14 protein-coding genes are annotated in these 16,724 nt (G+C 72.0%); 10 read left to right on the top strand and 4 right to left on the bottom strand.

What is annotated here, in order from left to right; genetic code table 11:
* Positions 1–164 precede the first annotated feature (164 nt).
* Together ABVB68_RS09580 and ABVB68_RS09575 are read left to right on the top strand one after the other, a co-directional pair.
* Positions 165–917, top strand: coding sequence for a response regulator transcription factor (locus ABVB68_RS09580; RefSeq protein ID WP_503006057.1), 753 nt, complete (start codon positions 165–167; stop codon positions 915–917).
* Entirely contained in the window at positions 918–2,387 is a 1,470-nt protein-coding gene (locus ABVB68_RS09575; protein WP_353600445.1) for a sensor histidine kinase, read from the top strand. It begins immediately after the preceding gene.
* A 370-nt stretch (positions 2,388–2,757) separates the two neighbouring features.
* On the opposite strand, the gene ABVB68_RS09570 is transcribed toward ABVB68_RS09575, so the two are convergent.
* Entirely contained in the window at positions 2,758–3,027 is a 270-nt protein-coding gene (locus ABVB68_RS09570; RefSeq protein WP_353600444.1) for a hypothetical protein, read from the bottom strand.
* Between the two features lie 549 nt (positions 3,028–3,576).
* Positions 3,577–4,014 (bottom strand): hypothetical protein, encoded by a 438-nt coding sequence (locus ABVB68_RS09565; protein ID WP_003974483.1) that lies wholly within the window; start codon positions 4,012–4,014, stop codon positions 3,577–3,579.
* A gap of 580 nt (positions 4,015–4,594) precedes the next feature.
* Here ABVB68_RS09565 and hemL point away from each other — a divergent pair.
* From hemL to ABVB68_RS09525, 8 genes are all read left to right on the top strand, one after another.
* Entirely contained in the window at positions 4,595–5,911 is a 1,317-nt protein-coding gene (hemL, locus tag ABVB68_RS09560; RefSeq protein ID WP_353600493.1) for a glutamate-1-semialdehyde 2,1-aminomutase, read from the top strand.
* Between the two features lie 59 nt (positions 5,912–5,970).
* Positions 5,971–6,630, top strand: coding sequence for a histidine phosphatase family protein (locus tag ABVB68_RS09555; RefSeq protein WP_353600492.1), 660 nt, complete (start codon positions 5,971–5,973; stop codon positions 6,628–6,630).
* A 149-nt stretch (positions 6,631–6,779) separates the two neighbouring features.
* Positions 6,780–8,072: a polysaccharide deacetylase family protein gene (locus ABVB68_RS09550; protein ID WP_353600443.1), complete on the top strand. Its 1,293-nt coding sequence runs from the start codon at positions 6,780–6,782 to the stop codon at positions 8,070–8,072.
* A 115-nt stretch (positions 8,073–8,187) separates the two neighbouring features.
* The gene (locus ABVB68_RS09545) at positions 8,188–8,778 is read left to right on the top strand and encodes a TlpA family protein disulfide reductase (RefSeq protein WP_353600442.1); all 591 of its coding nucleotides are present in this window, start codon (positions 8,188–8,190) and stop codon (positions 8,776–8,778) included.
* A 1-nt stretch (position 8,779) separates the two neighbouring features.
* The gene (locus tag ABVB68_RS09540) at positions 8,780–9,544 is read left to right on the top strand and encodes a cytochrome c biogenesis CcdA family protein (RefSeq protein WP_353600441.1); all 765 of its coding nucleotides are present in this window, start codon (positions 8,780–8,782) and stop codon (positions 9,542–9,544) included.
* 4 nt (positions 9,545–9,548) lie between these two features.
* Positions 9,549–11,456, top strand: a complete 1,908-nt coding sequence (gene resB, locus ABVB68_RS09535; protein ID WP_353600440.1) for a cytochrome c biogenesis protein ResB — start codon at positions 9,549–9,551, stop codon at positions 11,454–11,456.
* Complete coding sequence (ccsB, locus tag ABVB68_RS09530; RefSeq protein ID WP_353600439.1) at positions 11,453–12,550, top strand: c-type cytochrome biogenesis protein CcsB; 1,098 nt, start codon at positions 11,453–11,455, stop codon at positions 12,548–12,550. Before resB ends, ccsB begins: the two co-directional genes overlap by 4 nt.
* A gap of 56 nt (positions 12,551–12,606) precedes the next feature.
* Entirely contained in the window at positions 12,607–13,050 is a 444-nt protein-coding gene (locus ABVB68_RS09525; RefSeq protein ID WP_353600438.1) for an SRPBCC family protein, read from the top strand.
* Here the strand turns inward: ABVB68_RS09525 and ABVB68_RS09520 are convergent.
* Both ABVB68_RS09520 and ABVB68_RS09515 read right to left on the bottom strand, forming a co-directional pair.
* Entirely contained in the window at positions 13,047–14,594 is a 1,548-nt protein-coding gene (locus ABVB68_RS09520) for a type 1 periplasmic-binding domain-containing protein (protein WP_353600437.1), read from the bottom strand. The two genes, ABVB68_RS09525 and ABVB68_RS09520, sit on opposite strands and share 4 nt — an antisense overlap.
* Positions 14,594–16,714, bottom strand: a complete 2,121-nt coding sequence (locus tag ABVB68_RS09515) for a hypothetical protein (protein WP_353600436.1) — start codon at positions 16,712–16,714, stop codon at positions 14,594–14,596. Before ABVB68_RS09515 ends, ABVB68_RS09520 begins: the two co-directional genes overlap by 1 nt.
* Positions 16,715–16,724: the final 10 nt, after the last annotated feature.

Below are 16,724 nucleotides of genomic sequence, written 5' to 3'. Positions count from 1 at the left end.
GCCGGAGGCCGCTGCCGGTCGAGGGTGCCGTCCCGGGCGGGCGGACGCCGTGGCCCGCCGGTGGCGGTGTGACGGTGAGAGGGCGGTAAAAAGGGTGATCGCAGGTTCGCCCGCCCCGGCCGGAGCGCCGTAGGCCTTGGCAGACTGGAGGCGTGTCCCAGACTGTGCTGCTCGCCGAAGACGACCGTGCCATCCGCCATGCCCTGGAGCGTGCCCTGACCCTGGAGGGGTACGAGGTGACGGCGGTCGCCGACGGCGTCGAGGCGCTGGCGCAGGCGCACAAGAACCCGCCGGACGTGCTCCTGCTCGACGTGATGATGCCCGGCATCGACGGCCTGCAGGTCTGCCGGGTGCTGCGCGCCGAGGGCGATCGCACCCCGATCCTCATGCTCACCGCCCTCGTGGAGACCGCCGACCGCATCGCCGGCCTCGACGCCGGTGCCGACGACTACGTGGTCAAGCCGTTCGACGTGGAAGAGGTCTTCGCCCGGCTGCGGGCCCTGCTGCGCCGCACCAGCCCGGTGCCGGCCCAGGCGGGCGACGCCGCCGACGGCGGTGGTCACGGCACGGGCGGCGGCGTCACGGAGTCCGGCCGGCCCGAGGGCCAGGTCTCCGGCCGGCAGCTCGAGGCCGCCGGAATCCGCATGGACCTGCAGGCCCGCCGGGCCTGGCGCGGCAGGCGCGAGCTGGAACTGACCCGCACCGAGTACGAGCTGCTGGAACTGCTCGTGCGCAACGCGGGCATCGTGCTCGACCACGCGACGATCTACGACCGGATCTGGGGCTACGACTTCGGGCCCGGCTCCAAGAACCTCGCCGTCTACGTCGGCTATCTGCGCCGCAAGCTGGACGAGCCCGGCGCCCCGCAGCGCATCCACACCGTCCGGGGCGTGGGCTACGTGCTGCGGGAGGACTGAGTGGGCCGCCCGCGCCGGCCGCCGATCCCGCGCCGTCCCAAGCTCGTCTCCCTGCGCACCACCTTCGCCGTGTCCTTCGCGGCCGTCACCGCCGCCGTCACGATCCTCGTCGGCATCCTGTCCTACAGCTCCGCCGCCCGCCTGGTCCGCGTCGACCAGCAGTCGGTGTTCACACAGGTCACGCAGGACGTCCGGGACGAGGTACGGCAGCACGAGATGGTCCCGGAGGACTTCTCCTCCTCCCGTCCCGGTCACGACCTGGTCCGGCCCGCCCGCACCGACGTCCAGGTGCTCGGCGCGCGGGGACAGATCGTGGACCACGGCAGCCCGGCGCTGCCTGTCACCTCCCGCGACCGGGCCATGGCCCTCGCGCAGCCGGCCGGGAAGGTCGTCGAGCACAAGGACGTACGGGTCGGCGAGGACCTGTTCCGCATCGCCACCGTCTCGCTCGGCGACGGCCGGGGCGCGGTCCAGGTGGCGCAGGAGTTCAGCGACACCGAGGACCTGCTGCGGGCGTTGCAGCAGCGCACGCTGATCCTGATGGCGGCGGTCGTGGTCGGTGCCGGCCTGTTCGGCTGGTGGCTGGCCCGGCGGATCACCCGGCGGCTGGTGATCCTGACGTCCGCCGCGGAGAACGTGGCCCGCACCCGGCAACTGGGCATCCAGGTGCCGGTCGCGGGGCTGGACGAGGTGGGGCGGCTCGGGCGCGCCTTCGACCGCATGCTGGGCCGGCTCGCCCAGTCCGAGGAGGACCAGCGGCGGCTCGTCCAGGACGCGGGGCACGAACTGCGTACGCCGCTGACCTCGCTGCGGACCAACATCTCGCTGCTGCGCCGGATCGACGAGCTGCCGCCGGCCACCCGGGAGGAACTGGTCGCCGACCTCACCCAGGAGGCCCGGGAACTGACCGACCTGGTCAACGAGCTGGTCGACCTCGCCGCCGGGGAGTCCGACGCCGAGCCGCCGCAGCGAGTGGACCTCGCCGACATCGCCGAGGACGTGGTGGGGCTGGCCAGGCGGCGCACCGGCCGGGAGATCGTGCTGCGGGCGAGCGGTGACACGACGGCCGACGGGCGGGCCGGGATGCTCCAGCGGGCCCTGTCCAACCTGGTGGAGAACGCGGCCAAGTTCGACCGGGACGGCCACGCGCCGATCGAGGTCGCCGTGACCGGGCCGGCGCGGCCGGGAACCGTGCGCGTGGAGGTGCTGGACCGGGGGCCGGGGATCGCCGACGGCGACCTCATCCGCATCTTCGACCGCTTCTACCGGGCCGCCGACGCACGCTCCCAGCCCGGCTCGGGGCTCGGCCTGTCCATCGTCCGCGAGGTCGCCATGGCCCATGGCGGAGCACCGTTCGCCTACCGGCGCGAGGGCGGCGGCGCGGTCATCGGATTCACGGTGAGCGGCGGTTTCGGGGTGAGCGACGGGTCCTCGGGGAACGGTGGTTTCGCGGGGACCGGTGGTGGCTGAGGAAGGTCCGGGTCATCAGCGGCCGTCTCGGGCCGCGTGTCACCCGTCAGAGGTCACCCCCAGCCGTGAAAGGCCACTCGTCAGAGGTCAGAGGTCCTCGGCGGCCGCCTGGGGTCAGCCGTCAGGGGTCAGACATCCTCGGCAGCCGCCTGGGGTCAGCCGTCAGAGGCCACCCGTCAGAGGTCAGAGGTCCTCGGCAGCCGTCAGAGGCCACCCGTCAGAGGTCAGAGATCCTCGGCGGCCGCCTGAGGCCAGCCGTCAGGGTAAGAGGTCCCCGGCGGCCGCCTGAGGCCAGCCGTCAGAGGCCAGCCGTCAGAGGTCAGAGGTCCTCGGCAGCCGTCAGAGGTCAGTCGCCGTCGGCCGTCGCGGGTCAGAGGTCGGAACGGCGCCGGGCCGCCGAGAGGGACCAGGCCAGGTTGCCCACCGCCGCGCCGGCCGCCACCACGGCGACGATCACCCCGCCGGTCGCGAGGCCGTCGCTGAACAGGTGCGGGCGCCGGTCGAGGCTGTGCAGCCCGAAGCCGCACAGCTCGTACACCCCGACGGCGGCGATCACGAGGCTGACGACCAGCACGGTCAGCGTCGGGGCGAGACTGCGGACACCGACCCGCGCAGTGGGCTCCGCTTCCGTGTCCTGCATGGCTCCCCCGATGAACGGACGTGTGGTCGCTGGCGGTTGGGAACCCTACAATACGTAGGGTCGATGATGTCGGCGCCGTGCGGATCCGTACCAGCGTGACATGCGGGGCGGCGCGGTGCCGACCGCCCCACGGCGGCCGCTCCCCACCGACCGCCCCGCGCGGGTCGTCGGGCGCCGTTCCGCGGCCGCCGCTCCCACTGACCGTCGGGCCCCGTTCTGCCGTACCGCGGCCGTCGCCGGTACCCCCATCACCCGCGCTACTGATCGTGGTCTGTGCGGCCTGGGCGCGGCCCCGAGTCCTTGCGGGCCGGCGACGACGACGCCGGCGTCACGGTGCTGTTCCCGCGCCGCCGTGATCGGCGGCCGACGTCACCCCGCGAGCGCGGGGCGAGACACCTCCGGGCGGCCCCGGCAGCAGAGGCTCAGGACATGCCAGTGCCCCGGCAGGACCCGTGTGCCCTCGATGTGCCCGGGCCGCCGGGCGGTCGTTCCCCGGCACGGAAAAGGGCGAGGCCCGAAGACCCCGCCCGCCCCTCACGAAACCCCAGCTCAGGGCCACACAAGGCAATACGGCTGATGCCCCGCCTCATGCAGCCGGTGTGAGAAGTCCTGCCACTCGTGCAGCAGCTGGTACACGTTGAACGCGTCCCGTGGGCCGCCCCGGTCCGGGACCGTCGACCAGATGAAGGCTGCCGCGCCGACCGCCTCCTCGCCTATGCCGCGCAGGGGGTCGACGACCGTCATGGGGAGTTTGACGACGGCGTAGTCGGGGTGCAGGACGACCAGTTCGAGGGGCGGCACCTTGTGCAGGGGCACGCCCTCGATGCCGGTCAGCACCATCGCGGCCATGGTCTCCGGCTTGATCTTGGTGAACATGCCGTTCATGCCCAGCTCGTCGCCGCCGAGTTCCTCGGGGCGCATCGAGATGGGGACCCGGGCCGCGGTCGCGCCGTCCGGCGCGCCGAAGTATTTGTACGTCACCCCCACCCGACCACCATTCCTGCTCCCCGCCCGGAGGCGATCGACCCGCTGGTCGAGCCGGCTGTCGACCGGTCGGTCCAGCCGGCGCTCCAGCTGCTGGTCGGTCTCGCGGTCGAGCTGCCGGTCGTACCGCTCGGGCTCACTCGGTACACCCTGTGTCTGACGTGCGTCAGTCTGACGTTTTTCGGTCGCTTCCTCCGCGTCGCGCCGGTGCCTTCCCCGCCGGGCACGCCGAGGACCCAGGTCATCGGTCCCCTCGCCCAGTCCGCCACCGCGATGCATATCTCCACCCGACTGCTTTTCTAGGACGCGTGGCCCCCGCCGCGCAACCCGATCATCGTGTCAGTGACCTCCCCCACGGCCGCCCGCCGAAACGTGCGGTGGAACAACAGTCCACGGGGAACCACCGGCCCCTGATCATTACGTGCGTACGAGCCGTGTGTATCAGGTCTCAGTCTCGCAGATGGCGGATGGCACCGCTTTGACCCCGAGGCCGACCGCTGTCCAGCCGGGTGCGGCCTACCCTGAGGGGGTCACCACGCAACCGGAGTCCGAGAAGTCGGAGAAGTCGCACGCCATGAGTGCCCTGAGCGAAACGCCCTATCCCTACGATGCGCCCGCCTCCCAGGCGCTCTTCGACCGTGCCTCCGTGGTCACGCCCGGTGGCGTGAACTCCCCGGTGCGCGCCTTCCGCGCCGTCGGCGGCACCCCGCGCTTCATGGTGTCCGGAAAGGGGGCCTGGCTCACGGACGCCGACGGGCGCGAGTACGTCGACCTCGTGTGCTCCTGGGGTCCCATGATCCTCGGACACTCCCACCCGGAGGTCATCGCCGCCGTGCAGGACGCGGTGGCCCGCGGCACGTCCTTCGGCACACCCGGCGAGGGCGAGGTCGCGCTCGCCGAGGAGATCGTCGCCCGGGTGGCCCCGGTCGAGCAGGTCCGGCTGGTCAGCAGCGGGACCGAGGCCACCATGTCCGCCATCCGCCTGGCCCGCGGGTTCACCCGGCGCACCAAGGTCATCAAGTTCGCCGGCTGCTACCACGGACACGTGGACTCGCTGCTCGCCGCGGCCGGCAGCGGTGTCGCGACCTTCGCGCTGCCCGACACCCCGGGAGTCACCGGCGCCCAGGCCGGCGACACGATCGTGCTGCCGTACAACGACCTGGAGGCCGTGCAGGAGGCCTTCCACCGGCACCCGGGCGAGATCGCCTGTGTCATCACCGAGGCCTCGCCCGGCAACATGGGCGTCGTGCCGCCGGAGCCGGGGTTCAACCAGGGGCTGCGGGACGCCTGCCACAAGAACGGCGCCCTGTACATCTCCGACGAGGTGATGACCGGGTTCCGTACGAGCAGGAGCGGCTGGTACGGGGTCGACGGGGTCGCGGCCGACCTCATGACCTTCGGGAAGGTCATGGGCGGCGGATTCCCCGCCGCCGCCTTCGGCGGCCGCGCCGACGTCATGGCCCACCTCGCCCCGGCCGGGCCGGTCTACCAGGCCGGCACCCTCTCCGGGAACCCGGTCGCCACCGCCGCCGGGCTCGCCCAGCTGCGGCTCCTCGACGACGCCGCCTACGAGAAGGTGAACGTCGTCTCGGCGCAGATCCAGTCCCTCGTCACCGAGGCGCTGAGCAAGGAGGGCGTCGCGCACCGGCTGCAGACCGCCTCCAACATGTTCTCGGTGTTCTTCACCGACCGGCAGGTGCGCGACTACGAGGACGCCAAGCGGCAGGAGTCGTTCCGCTTCACCGCGTTCTTCCACTCGCTGCTGTCGAACGGCGTCTACCTGCCGCCGTCGTCGTTCGAGTCCTGGTTCGTGTCCACGGCCCACGACGAGCGGGCCATCCAGACGATCGCCGACGCCCTTCCGGCGGCGGCCCGGGCGGCTGCGGAGGCCACCGCGTGAGCAACAGCACCGGCAACACCGGCGAGGCCGGCCGCAAGGACGTCACGGTCGTCCACCTGATGCGGCACGGCGAGGTCGACAACCCGGACGGGGTCCTCTACGGCCGGCTGCCCGGCTACCACCTGTCCGAGCTGGGCCGGCAGATGGCCGACCGGGTCGCCGAGCACCTCGCCTCCCGGGACGTCACCCACGTCGTCGCCTCCCCGCTGGAGCGGGCGCAGGAGACCGCCACCCCGATCGCCAAGGCGCACGGTCTCGACCTGGACACCGACGCGCGGCTCATCGAGGCGGAGAACGTCTTCCAGGGCAAGACCTTCGGCGTGGGGGACGGCGCCCTGCGCAAGCCGGACAACTGGAAGCACCTCGTCAACCCGTTCCGGCCGTCCTGGGGGGAGCCCTACGTCGACCAGGTCGTGCGGATGATGGGCGCGCTGAACGCGGCCAGGGACCAGGCGCGCGGGCGCGAGGCCGTGCTGGTCAGCCATCAGCTGCCGATCTGGATCGTGCGGTCGTACGTCGAGCGGCGGCGGCTGTGGCACGATCCGCGCAAGCGGCAGTGCACGCTCGCCTCCCTGACGACGTTCACCTACCAGGGCGACAGGATCGTGTCGGTGGGCTACAGCGAGCCCGCCATCGATCTCGTCCCGGCCCATCTGCGAGCCGGTGCCAAGCCGCAGAAGGGCCGGGGCACGGCCCAGGGAAAGGCCTTCGGAGCCTGACGGACGACCGTTTCTGACGGCCCGTTTGGCAAGGGTTGACGGGCTTTTACGGTAGCCGTTACGAAAAGCACACAAATGAACGGAACCTTCCCGATCGTCGCGCCCTCTCAGTGGGTGACCAGCAGCAGGCGCGACGATCGGGGATCTCCATGCCCACCATCTCCCGGACCCTCTCCCGGCGAGGCGTACTCGGCCTCGGCGCGGGCGCGGCGACCGCCGCCGGTCTCGCCGGCTGCGGGGGCCTCAAGTCCTCGGACGGCGCGGGGCATCCGGACGGTTCCGGCAAGGGCGGGGGCAAGCCGGACGGGAAGAACGGCACGCGCCCGGCCCGGCCCATCGGCGACGGCTCCACCTCCTTCACCGGCAGGCAGCCGCACCAGCCGGCCAAGCCCGAGCCGCTCGAGCCGGGGCAGACCCCGCCGCAGTTCGTGATCTTCTCCTGGGACGGCGCCGGCGAGGTCGGCAACGGACTCTTCCCGCGCTTCCTGGACCTCGCCAAGCGGCACGGCGCGAGCATGACGTTCTTCCTCTCGGGGCTGTATCTGCTGCCGGAGTCGAAGAAGCGGCTGTACGAGCCCCCGAACAACCCGCGCGGCGCCTCCGACATCGGCTACCTCACCGACGAGCACATCAAGGCCACGCTGGCCAACGTCCGCCGCGCCTGGCTCGAGGGCCACGAGATAGGCACCCACTTCAACGGCCACTTCTGCGCCGGCAGCGGCACGGTCGGCAACTGGACCCCGCAGCAGTGGCAGAGCGAGATCCGGCAGGCCAAGGCGTTCGTGAAGGAGTGGCGGACCAACAGCGGCTGGACCGATCTGCCGTCGCTGCCCTTCGACTACGACAAGGAACTGGTGGGCGGCCGCACGCCCTGTCTGCTGGGCCAGAACAACCTGCTGCCCACCGCCCGCGAGCTGGGCTGGCGCTACGACGCCTCCTCGCCGGGCGGCCGTCAGACGTGGCCGGTGAAGCGGATGGGCATCTGGGACCTGCCGCTTCAGCAGATACCTTTCCCCGGACGTTCCTTCGAGGTCCTGTCCATGGACTACAACATGCTCGCCAACCAGTCGGTCAACTCGACCAAGGCTCCCGCCTACAACTACCCGGGCTGGCGGAAGCAGTCCGCCCAGGCGTACATCCAGGGATTCCAGCGGGCATACGAGACAAACCGGGCACCGTTCTTCATCGGCAACCACTTCGAGCAGTGGAACGGCGGCATCTACATGGACTCCGTCGAGGAGGCCTTCACGCACATCGCCCGGGAGAAGGAGAAGGGCGCGGACGTGCGTCTGGTCTCCTTCCGGCAGTTCGTGGACTGGATGGACGTGCAGAAGCCCGAGGTGCTCGCCCGGCTCCGGACGCTGGAGGTCGGGCAGCGGCCCACCGGCGGCTGGAAGGAGTTCCTGCGGGACGCCAAGTCGGCCTCCTCGAACGCCGCCTGAGCGCGGTCCGGGCGTAGCGCCCGAAATGTCCCGTGTAAATACGCCCTGAAATGCGGTTTTCCGCCCGGCAGGGGGGCGCGCGAGATCGCCGGAACAGGCATGCGAAACTTTTCACATGAGTACCCGTAGCCGCGCCGTCCTGCTCAGCGCCGTGGCCGCCCTGTCCGCCCTGACCCTGTCCGCGTGCGGCGAGGGCGGTACGTCCGGCGGCGGTGGCGACACCCACTTCGTCACCGGCCACAACGGCGTCGACACCGCGCCCCGGGGCAAGCGGGCCGCGGCACCGGACCTGTCCGGCAGGACCATCGACGGCAAGACCCTGGACGTCGCCGACTACAAGGGGCAGGTCGTCGTCGTCAACGTCTGGGGTTCGTGGTGCGGGCCGTGCCGCGAGGAGGCCACGTACTTCGCCAAGGTGTCCGGGGACTACGCCGGCAAGGGTGTGCAGTTCGTGGGCATCAACACCCGGGACACCAGCACCACCCCCGCGGTCGCCTTCGAGAAGGAGCACGGGATCGGCTACCCGAGCCTGTACGACCCCACGGGCAAGCTGATGCTCCGCTTCGGCAAGGGCACCCTCAACCCGCAGCTGGTCCCGTCCACGCTCGTCATCGACAAGGAGGGGAAGGTCGCGGCGCGTGCGCTGGAGCCGCTCGACGACACCGCCCTGCTGAAGATGGTCAAGCCGGTTCTGGCGGAGAAGTGACGTGAGCGCACTCCTCACGCTCGCCGCGGAGAACCAGACCGTGAAGAGCGGCGCGCTGCTGGTCGCGCTGCCGATCGCCCTGCTCGGCGGCCTCGTCTCCTTCTTCTCCCCGTGCGTCCTGCCCCTGGTGCCCGGATACCTCTCCTACGTCACCGGGGTCGCCGGCACCGATCTCGGTGATGCCCGGCGGGGCCGGATGGTCGGCGGCGCCTCCCTGTTCGTCCTCGGCTTCAGTGCCGTGTTCGTCTCCAGCGGGGCGCTGTTCGGCTTCTTCGGCTGGACGCTGCAGGAGTACAAGGACACCCTGACCCGGGTGCTCGGCGTGCTCATGATCCTCATGGGCGTGTTCTTCATGGGGCTGATGCCCTGGTTCACCCAGCGCGAGTTCCGCTTCCACAAGCGGCCGACGACCGGCCTGCTGGGCGCGCCCGTACTGGGTGCCCTGTTCGGCATCGGCTGGACGCCCTGCATCGGCCCGACGCTCGCCGCGGTGAACACCCTCTCCATCCACGAGTCGAGCGCGACGCGCGGTGCCGTGCTGATGACGGCCTACTGCATCGGCCTCGGTGTTCCCTTCGTGCTCACCGCGGTCGCCTTCCGCAAGGCGCTCGGCGCCTTCGGCTGGGTCAAGCGCCACTACGTCTGGGTGATGCGGATCGGCGGCAGCATGATGATCCTGACCGGTGTGCTGCTGCTGACCGGGGCGTGGGACAGTCTCGTGCAGCAGATGCAGACCTGGTCCAACGGCTTCAGTGTGGGGATCTGACTCGATGAGCACGACTTCCAGGACCCAGCCCGGCGACTCCCCGGGTGCGTCCGAAAGCCTGGAGCAGGAGGAGCTGGGCGCCGCGGGCTCCCAGCTGTCCACCGCGCCCCGGGAGGAGCCGGTGAGCCTGCCGGGCCTCGGCGTGATCGGCTGGGCCCGCTGGTTCTGGCGGCAGCTGACCTCCATGCGGGTCGCGCTGCTGCTGCTCCTGCTGCTCTCGCTCGGCGCCATCCCCGGCTCGCTGATCCCGCAGACCGGTGCCGACGCGGCCAAGGTCGAGGACTTCCGCAAGACGCACGGGACGCTGGCGCCGGTCTACGACAAGCTCGGCCTGTTCCACGTCTACAGCTCGGTGTGGTTCTCCGCGATCTACATCCTGCTGTTCGTCTCCCTCATCGGCTGCATCATCCCGCGCACCTGGCAGTTCGTCGGCCAGCTGCGCGGCCGGCCGCCGGGCGCCCCGCAGCGGCTGACCAGGCTGCCCGCGTACACCACGTGGCACACGCAGGCCGATCCCGAGCAGGTCCGCGAGGCCGCGCTCGCCCTGCTGAAGAAGCGCCGCTTCCGCGCCCATGTCGCCGGTGACGCCGTCGCCGCCGAGAAGGGCTATCTGCGCGAGGTGGGCAACCTCGTCTTCCACATCGCGCTGATCGTGCTGCTGGTCGCCTTCGCCTCGGGCCAGATGTTCAAGTCCGACGGCACCAAGCTGATGGTGGAGGGCGACGGCTTCTCCAACGCGCTGCCGATGTACGACGACTTCAAGTCCGGCAGCCTGTTCCGCAACGACGACCTCGTGCCGTTCAGCTTCGACCTCAAGGACTTCAAGGGCACCTACGAGGTCAGCGGCCCCAACCGGGGCACCCCGCGCACCTTCGAGGCGAGGATCACCTACAGCAGGGGCGCGTACGGCAAGGAGCGGTCGACCACCGTCAAGGTCAACCAGCCGCTGAAGATCGACGACTCCAAGGTCTACCTGGTCAGCCACGGCTACGCGCCCGTCGTCACCGTCCGCGACGGCAAGGGCAAGGTCGTCTACCACGACGCCGTACCGCTGCTGCCGCTCGACGGCAACGTCAGCTCCAACGGCGTGGTCAAGGTGATGGACGGCTACCGCGACGCCCAGGGCAAAAAGGACCAGCTCGGCTTCCAGGCCTTCTTCGTCCCGACCTTCGACGCGAAGAGCGGCACGATGCTCTCGCAGTTCCCGGCGCTGGTGAACCCGCTGCTCGCGGTGAACGCCTACCACGGCGACCTGGGCGTCGACTCGGGCATCCCACAGAGCGTGTACCAGCTGAACACCAAGCACATGAAGCCGTTCAAGGACGCCAAGGGCCAGCTGCTGAAGAAGCTGCTCAAGCCGGGCGACTCGATGCGGCTGCCGAACGGCGCCGGGTCCATCACCTTCGAGAAGGACATCAAGGAGTGGGCCGGCTTCGAGATCGTCCAGGAGCCGGGCGGCGGCTGGGCGCTCGGCGGTGCCTTCGCCGCGATCTTCGGTCTGGCCGCGTCCCTGTTCATCCAGCGCCGCCGCGTGTGGGTGCGGGCGGTGCGCGGCGCCGACGGTGTGACGGTCGTCGAGATGGCCGGGCTCGGCCGCAGCGAGTCCGCCAGGCTGCCCGAGGAGCTGGGCGACCTGGCCGGCGTCCTCTACGACCGGGCACCGGCTGCGGCCGCCCCCGACGACACCGAGGGTGCCGCCCCCGACGACGGATCGCCCCGGGACCCCGACGGCGCCTCCGCCGGCCCCTCGACCGATGCCTCCGCCGGCGCCTCGACCGGTGCCTCCGCCGGCCCGTCGACCGATGCCTCCGCCGGCGCCTCGACCGGCGCCTCCGCCGACCCCTCGACCGGCGCCTCCGCCGGCGCCTCCGCGAAATCCTCCGCCGTACCTGCCGAAGGGGCTGAGAAGTGACTCTCGCCGCCGCAACCGACCTCGCCTCCGCGACCAACGAGCACCTGGCGAGCATCAGCAACACGCTGATCTACTCCTCGATGGCCGTGTACACCCTGGCCTTCTTCGCGTACATCGCCGAATGGCTCTTCGGCAGCCGCAGCAAGGTCGCCCGGACGGCCGCCGCGCTGACGGCGCGGCCCACGACCGCCGCGGCGCCCGCGGTCACGGTCAAGCAGGCCGGCGGCACCGCCGTGCTGGAGCGGCCGAAGGTCGTCGTCCGCTCGGCGTCCGGCGCCCGGGACGTGCCGGACGGCCCCGGCGCGCACGGCGGTGACGCGCAGGGCGACCTCTACGGACGGATCGCCGTCTCGCTCACCGCGCTCGCCTTCCTCGTGGAGCTGGCCGGGGTGGCCTCCCGCGCGGCCTCCGTGCAGCGGGCGCCGTGGGGCAACATGTACGAGTTCAACATCACCTTCTCCACGGTCGCCGTCGGCGTGTACCTCGCGCTGCTGGCCCTGAAGAAGAACGTGCGCTGGCTCGGGCTGTTCCTGATCACCACGGTCCTGCTGGACCTCGGCCTCGCCGTCACCGTGCTGTACACCGCGAGCGACCAGCTGGTCCCCGCGCTGCACTCGTACTGGCTGTACATCCACGTCTCCACCGCGATCTTCTGCGGGGCGGTGTTCTACGTCGGCGCGGTCGCCACGCTCCTGTACCTCTTCAAGGACGCGTACGAGAGCAAGCTGCAGGCGGGCGGCAAGCCGGGTTCCTTCGCCACCTCGGTGCTGGAGCGGCTGCCCGCGTCCGCCTCGCTCGACAAGTTCGCCTACCGGGTCAACGCGGCCGTCTTCCCGCTGTGGACGTTCACGATCATCGCGGGCGCGATCTGGGCGGGCGACGCCTGGGGCCGCTACTGGAACTGGGACCCGAAGGAGACCTGGTCGTTCATCACCTGGGTCGCCTACGCCTGCTACCTGCACGCCCGCGCCACGGCCGGCTGGAAGGGCCGCAAGGCCGCCTACCTGGCGCTGCTCGCCTTCGGATGCTGGCTGTTCAACTACTACGGCGTCAACATCTTCGTCAGCGGCAAGCACTCCTACGCGGGCGTGTAGTCGCCCCGGCGACTGCTACGCGGGCGTGGAGTCGCCCGGTCGGTCACACTGGTGTCATGAGCGGTTCCATCGAACAGGGCACCAGCCAGACGCACGGGAACACGCACATACTCCATCTCCTGGTGCGGATCCCGCGGCCGATGCAGGACGTCTGGGCGGCGGTGGCCACCGCCGAGGGCATCGGGCGCTGGTTCACCGCCGTCGAGGTCCTGGAACCCCGCCTCGACGGCCCGGTCACCCTGCGTGACCTGGGGGCCGGGCGGATCACCGCGTGGGACGTGGACCGAGTCGCCGAGTACACCCTGGACAGCGGCGGCCGCCTCCGCTTCCATCTGGAACGGGACGGGAACGACGGCAGCGTGCTGCGCTTCACCCACGAGTTCCAGGGCGAGGGCGCGACCCAGTCCGGCTGGCACTCCCGATTCGAACGGCTGATCGAGCGCCTGCAGTCCCCGGCGGACGTCGCCGGCCAGGACCCGCTGCCCGGTCAGCTCACCTAGGACGGCGGCAGGCACTCCTTGCCCGGTGGCCTGCCCTCCGGCCAGGCGATGCGGACGAAGCGGGAGCCGCCGCGCGGGGTCAGCTCCACGATCGGTACGGCCTTGTCGTACGGGTTGCCGTGCACGTCCAGGCAGATCCAGCCGGCCGCCCCGTCCACCCGCAGCGACCCCTTCACCTGCGGCCACTGCAGGCCCACGTCCCCGAGCGCGGGCACGCTGCCGCCGCCCGGCACCGCCTCCCGGATGCCGTGCACGGCCAGCCGCAGGGTGTCGTACCCGATGATCAGCTGGCCGTCGTCCAGGGCGGTGGCTCCGATCGGGCCCATCGGCTCCCGGCCGGCGGCCGTCAGCAGCTCCCGCAGCGCGGCGAAGTCCGCGGCCGAGCCGCCCGTCGGCGCCGGGTCCTTCGTCCACGCGTCCGGGTGGGCCAGGGAGGTGTAGCGCACGGAGAGGTTGTGCTCCAGGGCGGACCGGTCCAGCTTCTTCTCGTGGGTCAGGTAGGAGGCCTCGTCGCCCGTCAGCACCGTGAACCTCCGGTCCTGGCAGCCGCGGCCGCCGAGCGCGTTGACGAACTGCCGCAGCTGGGTGTGCCGGCCCGCGAACAGCAGCGTGTCCGTCTGCCGGGAGGTGTCGCACACCAGGTGCGTGATCTGCCGGAAGGTGTTGGCGGTCGTGCCCTCCGCACTGCGGTCGGCGGGCGGGGTGAACGGCTGCGGCTCGTACGGCGAACCCTTGATCAGCGCGGCGAACGACTTCTGCAGCGTCCGGGTGTACGGGTCACCGGGCCTGTCGTACACCAGCAGCGCCTTGCCCGCGCTCACCTTGGCGAAGGAGGCCAGCGCGCGGGCCTCGTCGGTGTTGGTCGGCGAGACCCGGGCCAGGCCCGGGAAGGGGTCCCTGCCCCGCTGCCCGTTGGCGAGGTCGTCGGCGGTGATGGAGGAGCCGATCACCGGGATGTGGCGGCGGGTCAGCTCCTCGACGGCCCTCTTGTTGGTGTCGGTGCTCTGGCCGATGCCGGCGACCGCGCGCAGCCGGTCCGCGCTCGTGGTCATCCGCGTCAGCCGGTCCACCGCCTGCCGCCAGTGGTCGCCCGTCGCCCCCGGGTTGGCCAGCACCAGGCGGATCTGCGGCGCCTCCCCGTTGGAGTCGTGGTTGGCCTGGTACTGCGCCAGATAGGCGCCCTGCAGCTGGTGCTGGATGTCGCTCAGGCTGGTCGGCGAGGTCGAGGTGTACGGCAGCATCAGCGCCACCGTCACGAAGCCGCCCGGCTCCAGCCGGTCGTTCTCCCGCCCGATCGCGGCGACGACCGCCCGCAGCCGGGCCTGCCCGAAGTCGTACGGGCCGGTCGCCACGCCCACGCACTCGTCGCCGTCCTGCGGCCGGCTCACCCCAGGCGCACAGGAGCGGTCCTCGTGGGCGAGGGCCCGTACCCCGTACACCAGGCCGGTCACCAGGGCCGCCGTCACCAGCAGGGCGAGATAGCGGCGCAGCGGGATCTCCCACACGCCCTCCCGTATCCACGCCCCCACACTCCTGCGCGCCATCACGCCTCCCCGCTGCGCTCGTCCGGGCCGTCGTCCGTGTCGTCGGGGGTGCCGGCGTCGCCGGTGGTGCCGGGGCCGTCCATCGGGCGCCCGGCGAGCGCCGCCGCCGGCCAGTCCCGCGAGGCCCGCCACAGCAGCGCGTTGCCCGCCGGCCGCAGGTTGGACAGCTGCTCCAGCTCGAAGCGGAGCCGGTCGCACACCCGCGGGTCGGGCAGCACCAGCGGATCCGCCAGCTGCCACACCGCGTGCAGCAACCGCCGCACCCGCAGGTGCAGTACGGCGTCCACGCCGTCCGGCACCGCCTGTTCGGCGTCCGTGCGGCCCAGCGCCACCGCGGTCCGCCGGTCCCCGTGGCCGCCGCGGTCGTGGCCCTCGGCGTCGTGGGCGTGGAAGTAGGGCGCGGACGCGATGAACCGCAGGGTGCGCAGCCAGGTCCGGGTGTCCGAGGCCGGGAAGCTGTCGCGCAGGTGGGCCACCGCCGGCTCCTCCACGCCCAGGGCGAGTTCGTGGTGCAACCGGTAACGGGCGTGCGCGGCCCCCGAGTAGTGGGTGGTCAGCGTCTCGTGCGCGGTACGCCAGGCAGTGTGGTCCGCGTCGCGCAGGTGCAGCCGGAGCAGCAGCAGGGTGCGCACGAACGGGTCGCCCACGAACCGGCCCGGCACGGCGGGCAGCCCCTCCTCGGCGAGGAGCGTCTGCAGGGCCCGTACGTTCGCCGGGCCGAAGGTGTCCGGGAGCAGCGCCGCGGCCAGCACGCAGGCCGAGTCGTGATCGTGGGCGGCGGCCAGCACGGTCAGCTCCTCCAGGTACTCGGCCGGCACCAGCCGGTCCAGCAGCGTCTCGTAGGCGGGCCGGCCGGGCCCGTCCTCGGCGGGCCGTAACTCCGCGGTGAGCAGCTCGCCCAGCGCGGACGCCCCCGGCAGCCGCTGTGCGGCCGCCTCGGCGAGCAGCACGACACCCAGGGGGTTCCCGCCGGTCAGCCGGTGCACGGCGGGCGGCAGCCCGGGCGGCACCGGGGTCTGCGCGCACAGGGCGCCGACGATGTGCAGGGTGTCGTCCGCGCTCAGCGGCGGCAGCGCGACCAGCAGCGCCCGCGAGGAGGGCGCCGCGTCCGGTGTCCAGTCGCAGCGCCGGGCCACCTCCGGCAGCTCCCGCCGGACCGCGCTGCGCAGTTCGTCGCGGCCCTCGCCGCGCCGGGCCGCGACGAACGCCACCTGGTCGGCGATCCCCTCGGCGCGGTCGCGCAGCACGGCCGAGACGAGCCCCGGGCCCGGCGCCGACTGCGCGTTGTCCAGCAGCACCAGCGGCCGGCCGAGCCGCCGCATCCGCGGCAGCACGCCCGTGTACGCCTCCGTCAGGTCGGCCAGCAGCGCCCGCACCAGATACCGCTCGGCGTGCTCCCGCGGGCTGCCGCCCGCCTGGAAGTGCCGGGCCAGCAGGATCAGTCCGCGCTGGGCGTTGCCGCCCGCGTTCGGATACGTCCGGTACCAGACGGACGCCTTCTGCTGCCGGCGGCTGGCGAACCCCTCGGCGACGGACTCCAGGGTCGCCTCGATCGCCCCCTGCAGCAGCTGCCCGGTGCCGGTGGCCGCGGCGACCACCTTGGCCGCCACCTTTCCGGCCCAGCGCCCGGCGAAGCCGCTGATCCAGGTGCCGCTCTCGTTCAGCAGCAGGATCCGCTCGACCTCGCGGCGGATCCGCTCGGAGTCGGCGTCGCCCCAGCCGCCCGCGGCCACCGCGACCAGCCCCGACATCAGCCGCGGGAACGTGATCCGCCCGGCGCCGGTCACCGGCTCCGCGAGCTGCTCGGCGAGCACCAGCAGCGCCTGCGCGAGCGGCGACCAGGAATCGGCCGGCCGGTCCGCGGGCGGCAGCAGGAACTGGTCCTCCGCGCAGTCGACCAGGGCGACCGGCGTGTGCCCCTTGTAGCCCTCCCGCAGCTCGCCGAGGACCGCGCTCTTGCCGAGCCCGCGCGCCCCGGTCAGCACCACGAACGGCGGCTCCTCCGCGTGTTCCAGCGGATGACCGCGGTGATGATGGGGGCGCAGGCCCACGAGGCGCGGTGCGAGACCGGCCGGATCGACATCGAACAGCGCCCCACGCCCGTGCAACCGTCTGTGCACCGCATCTCCC

The organism is Streptomyces sp. NPDC096012, assembly GCF_040426375.1.
Classification (GTDB): Bacteria; Actinomycetota; Actinomycetes; order Streptomycetales; family Streptomycetaceae; genus Streptomyces.
This window is presented reverse-complemented; position numbering and strand designations above follow the sequence as displayed.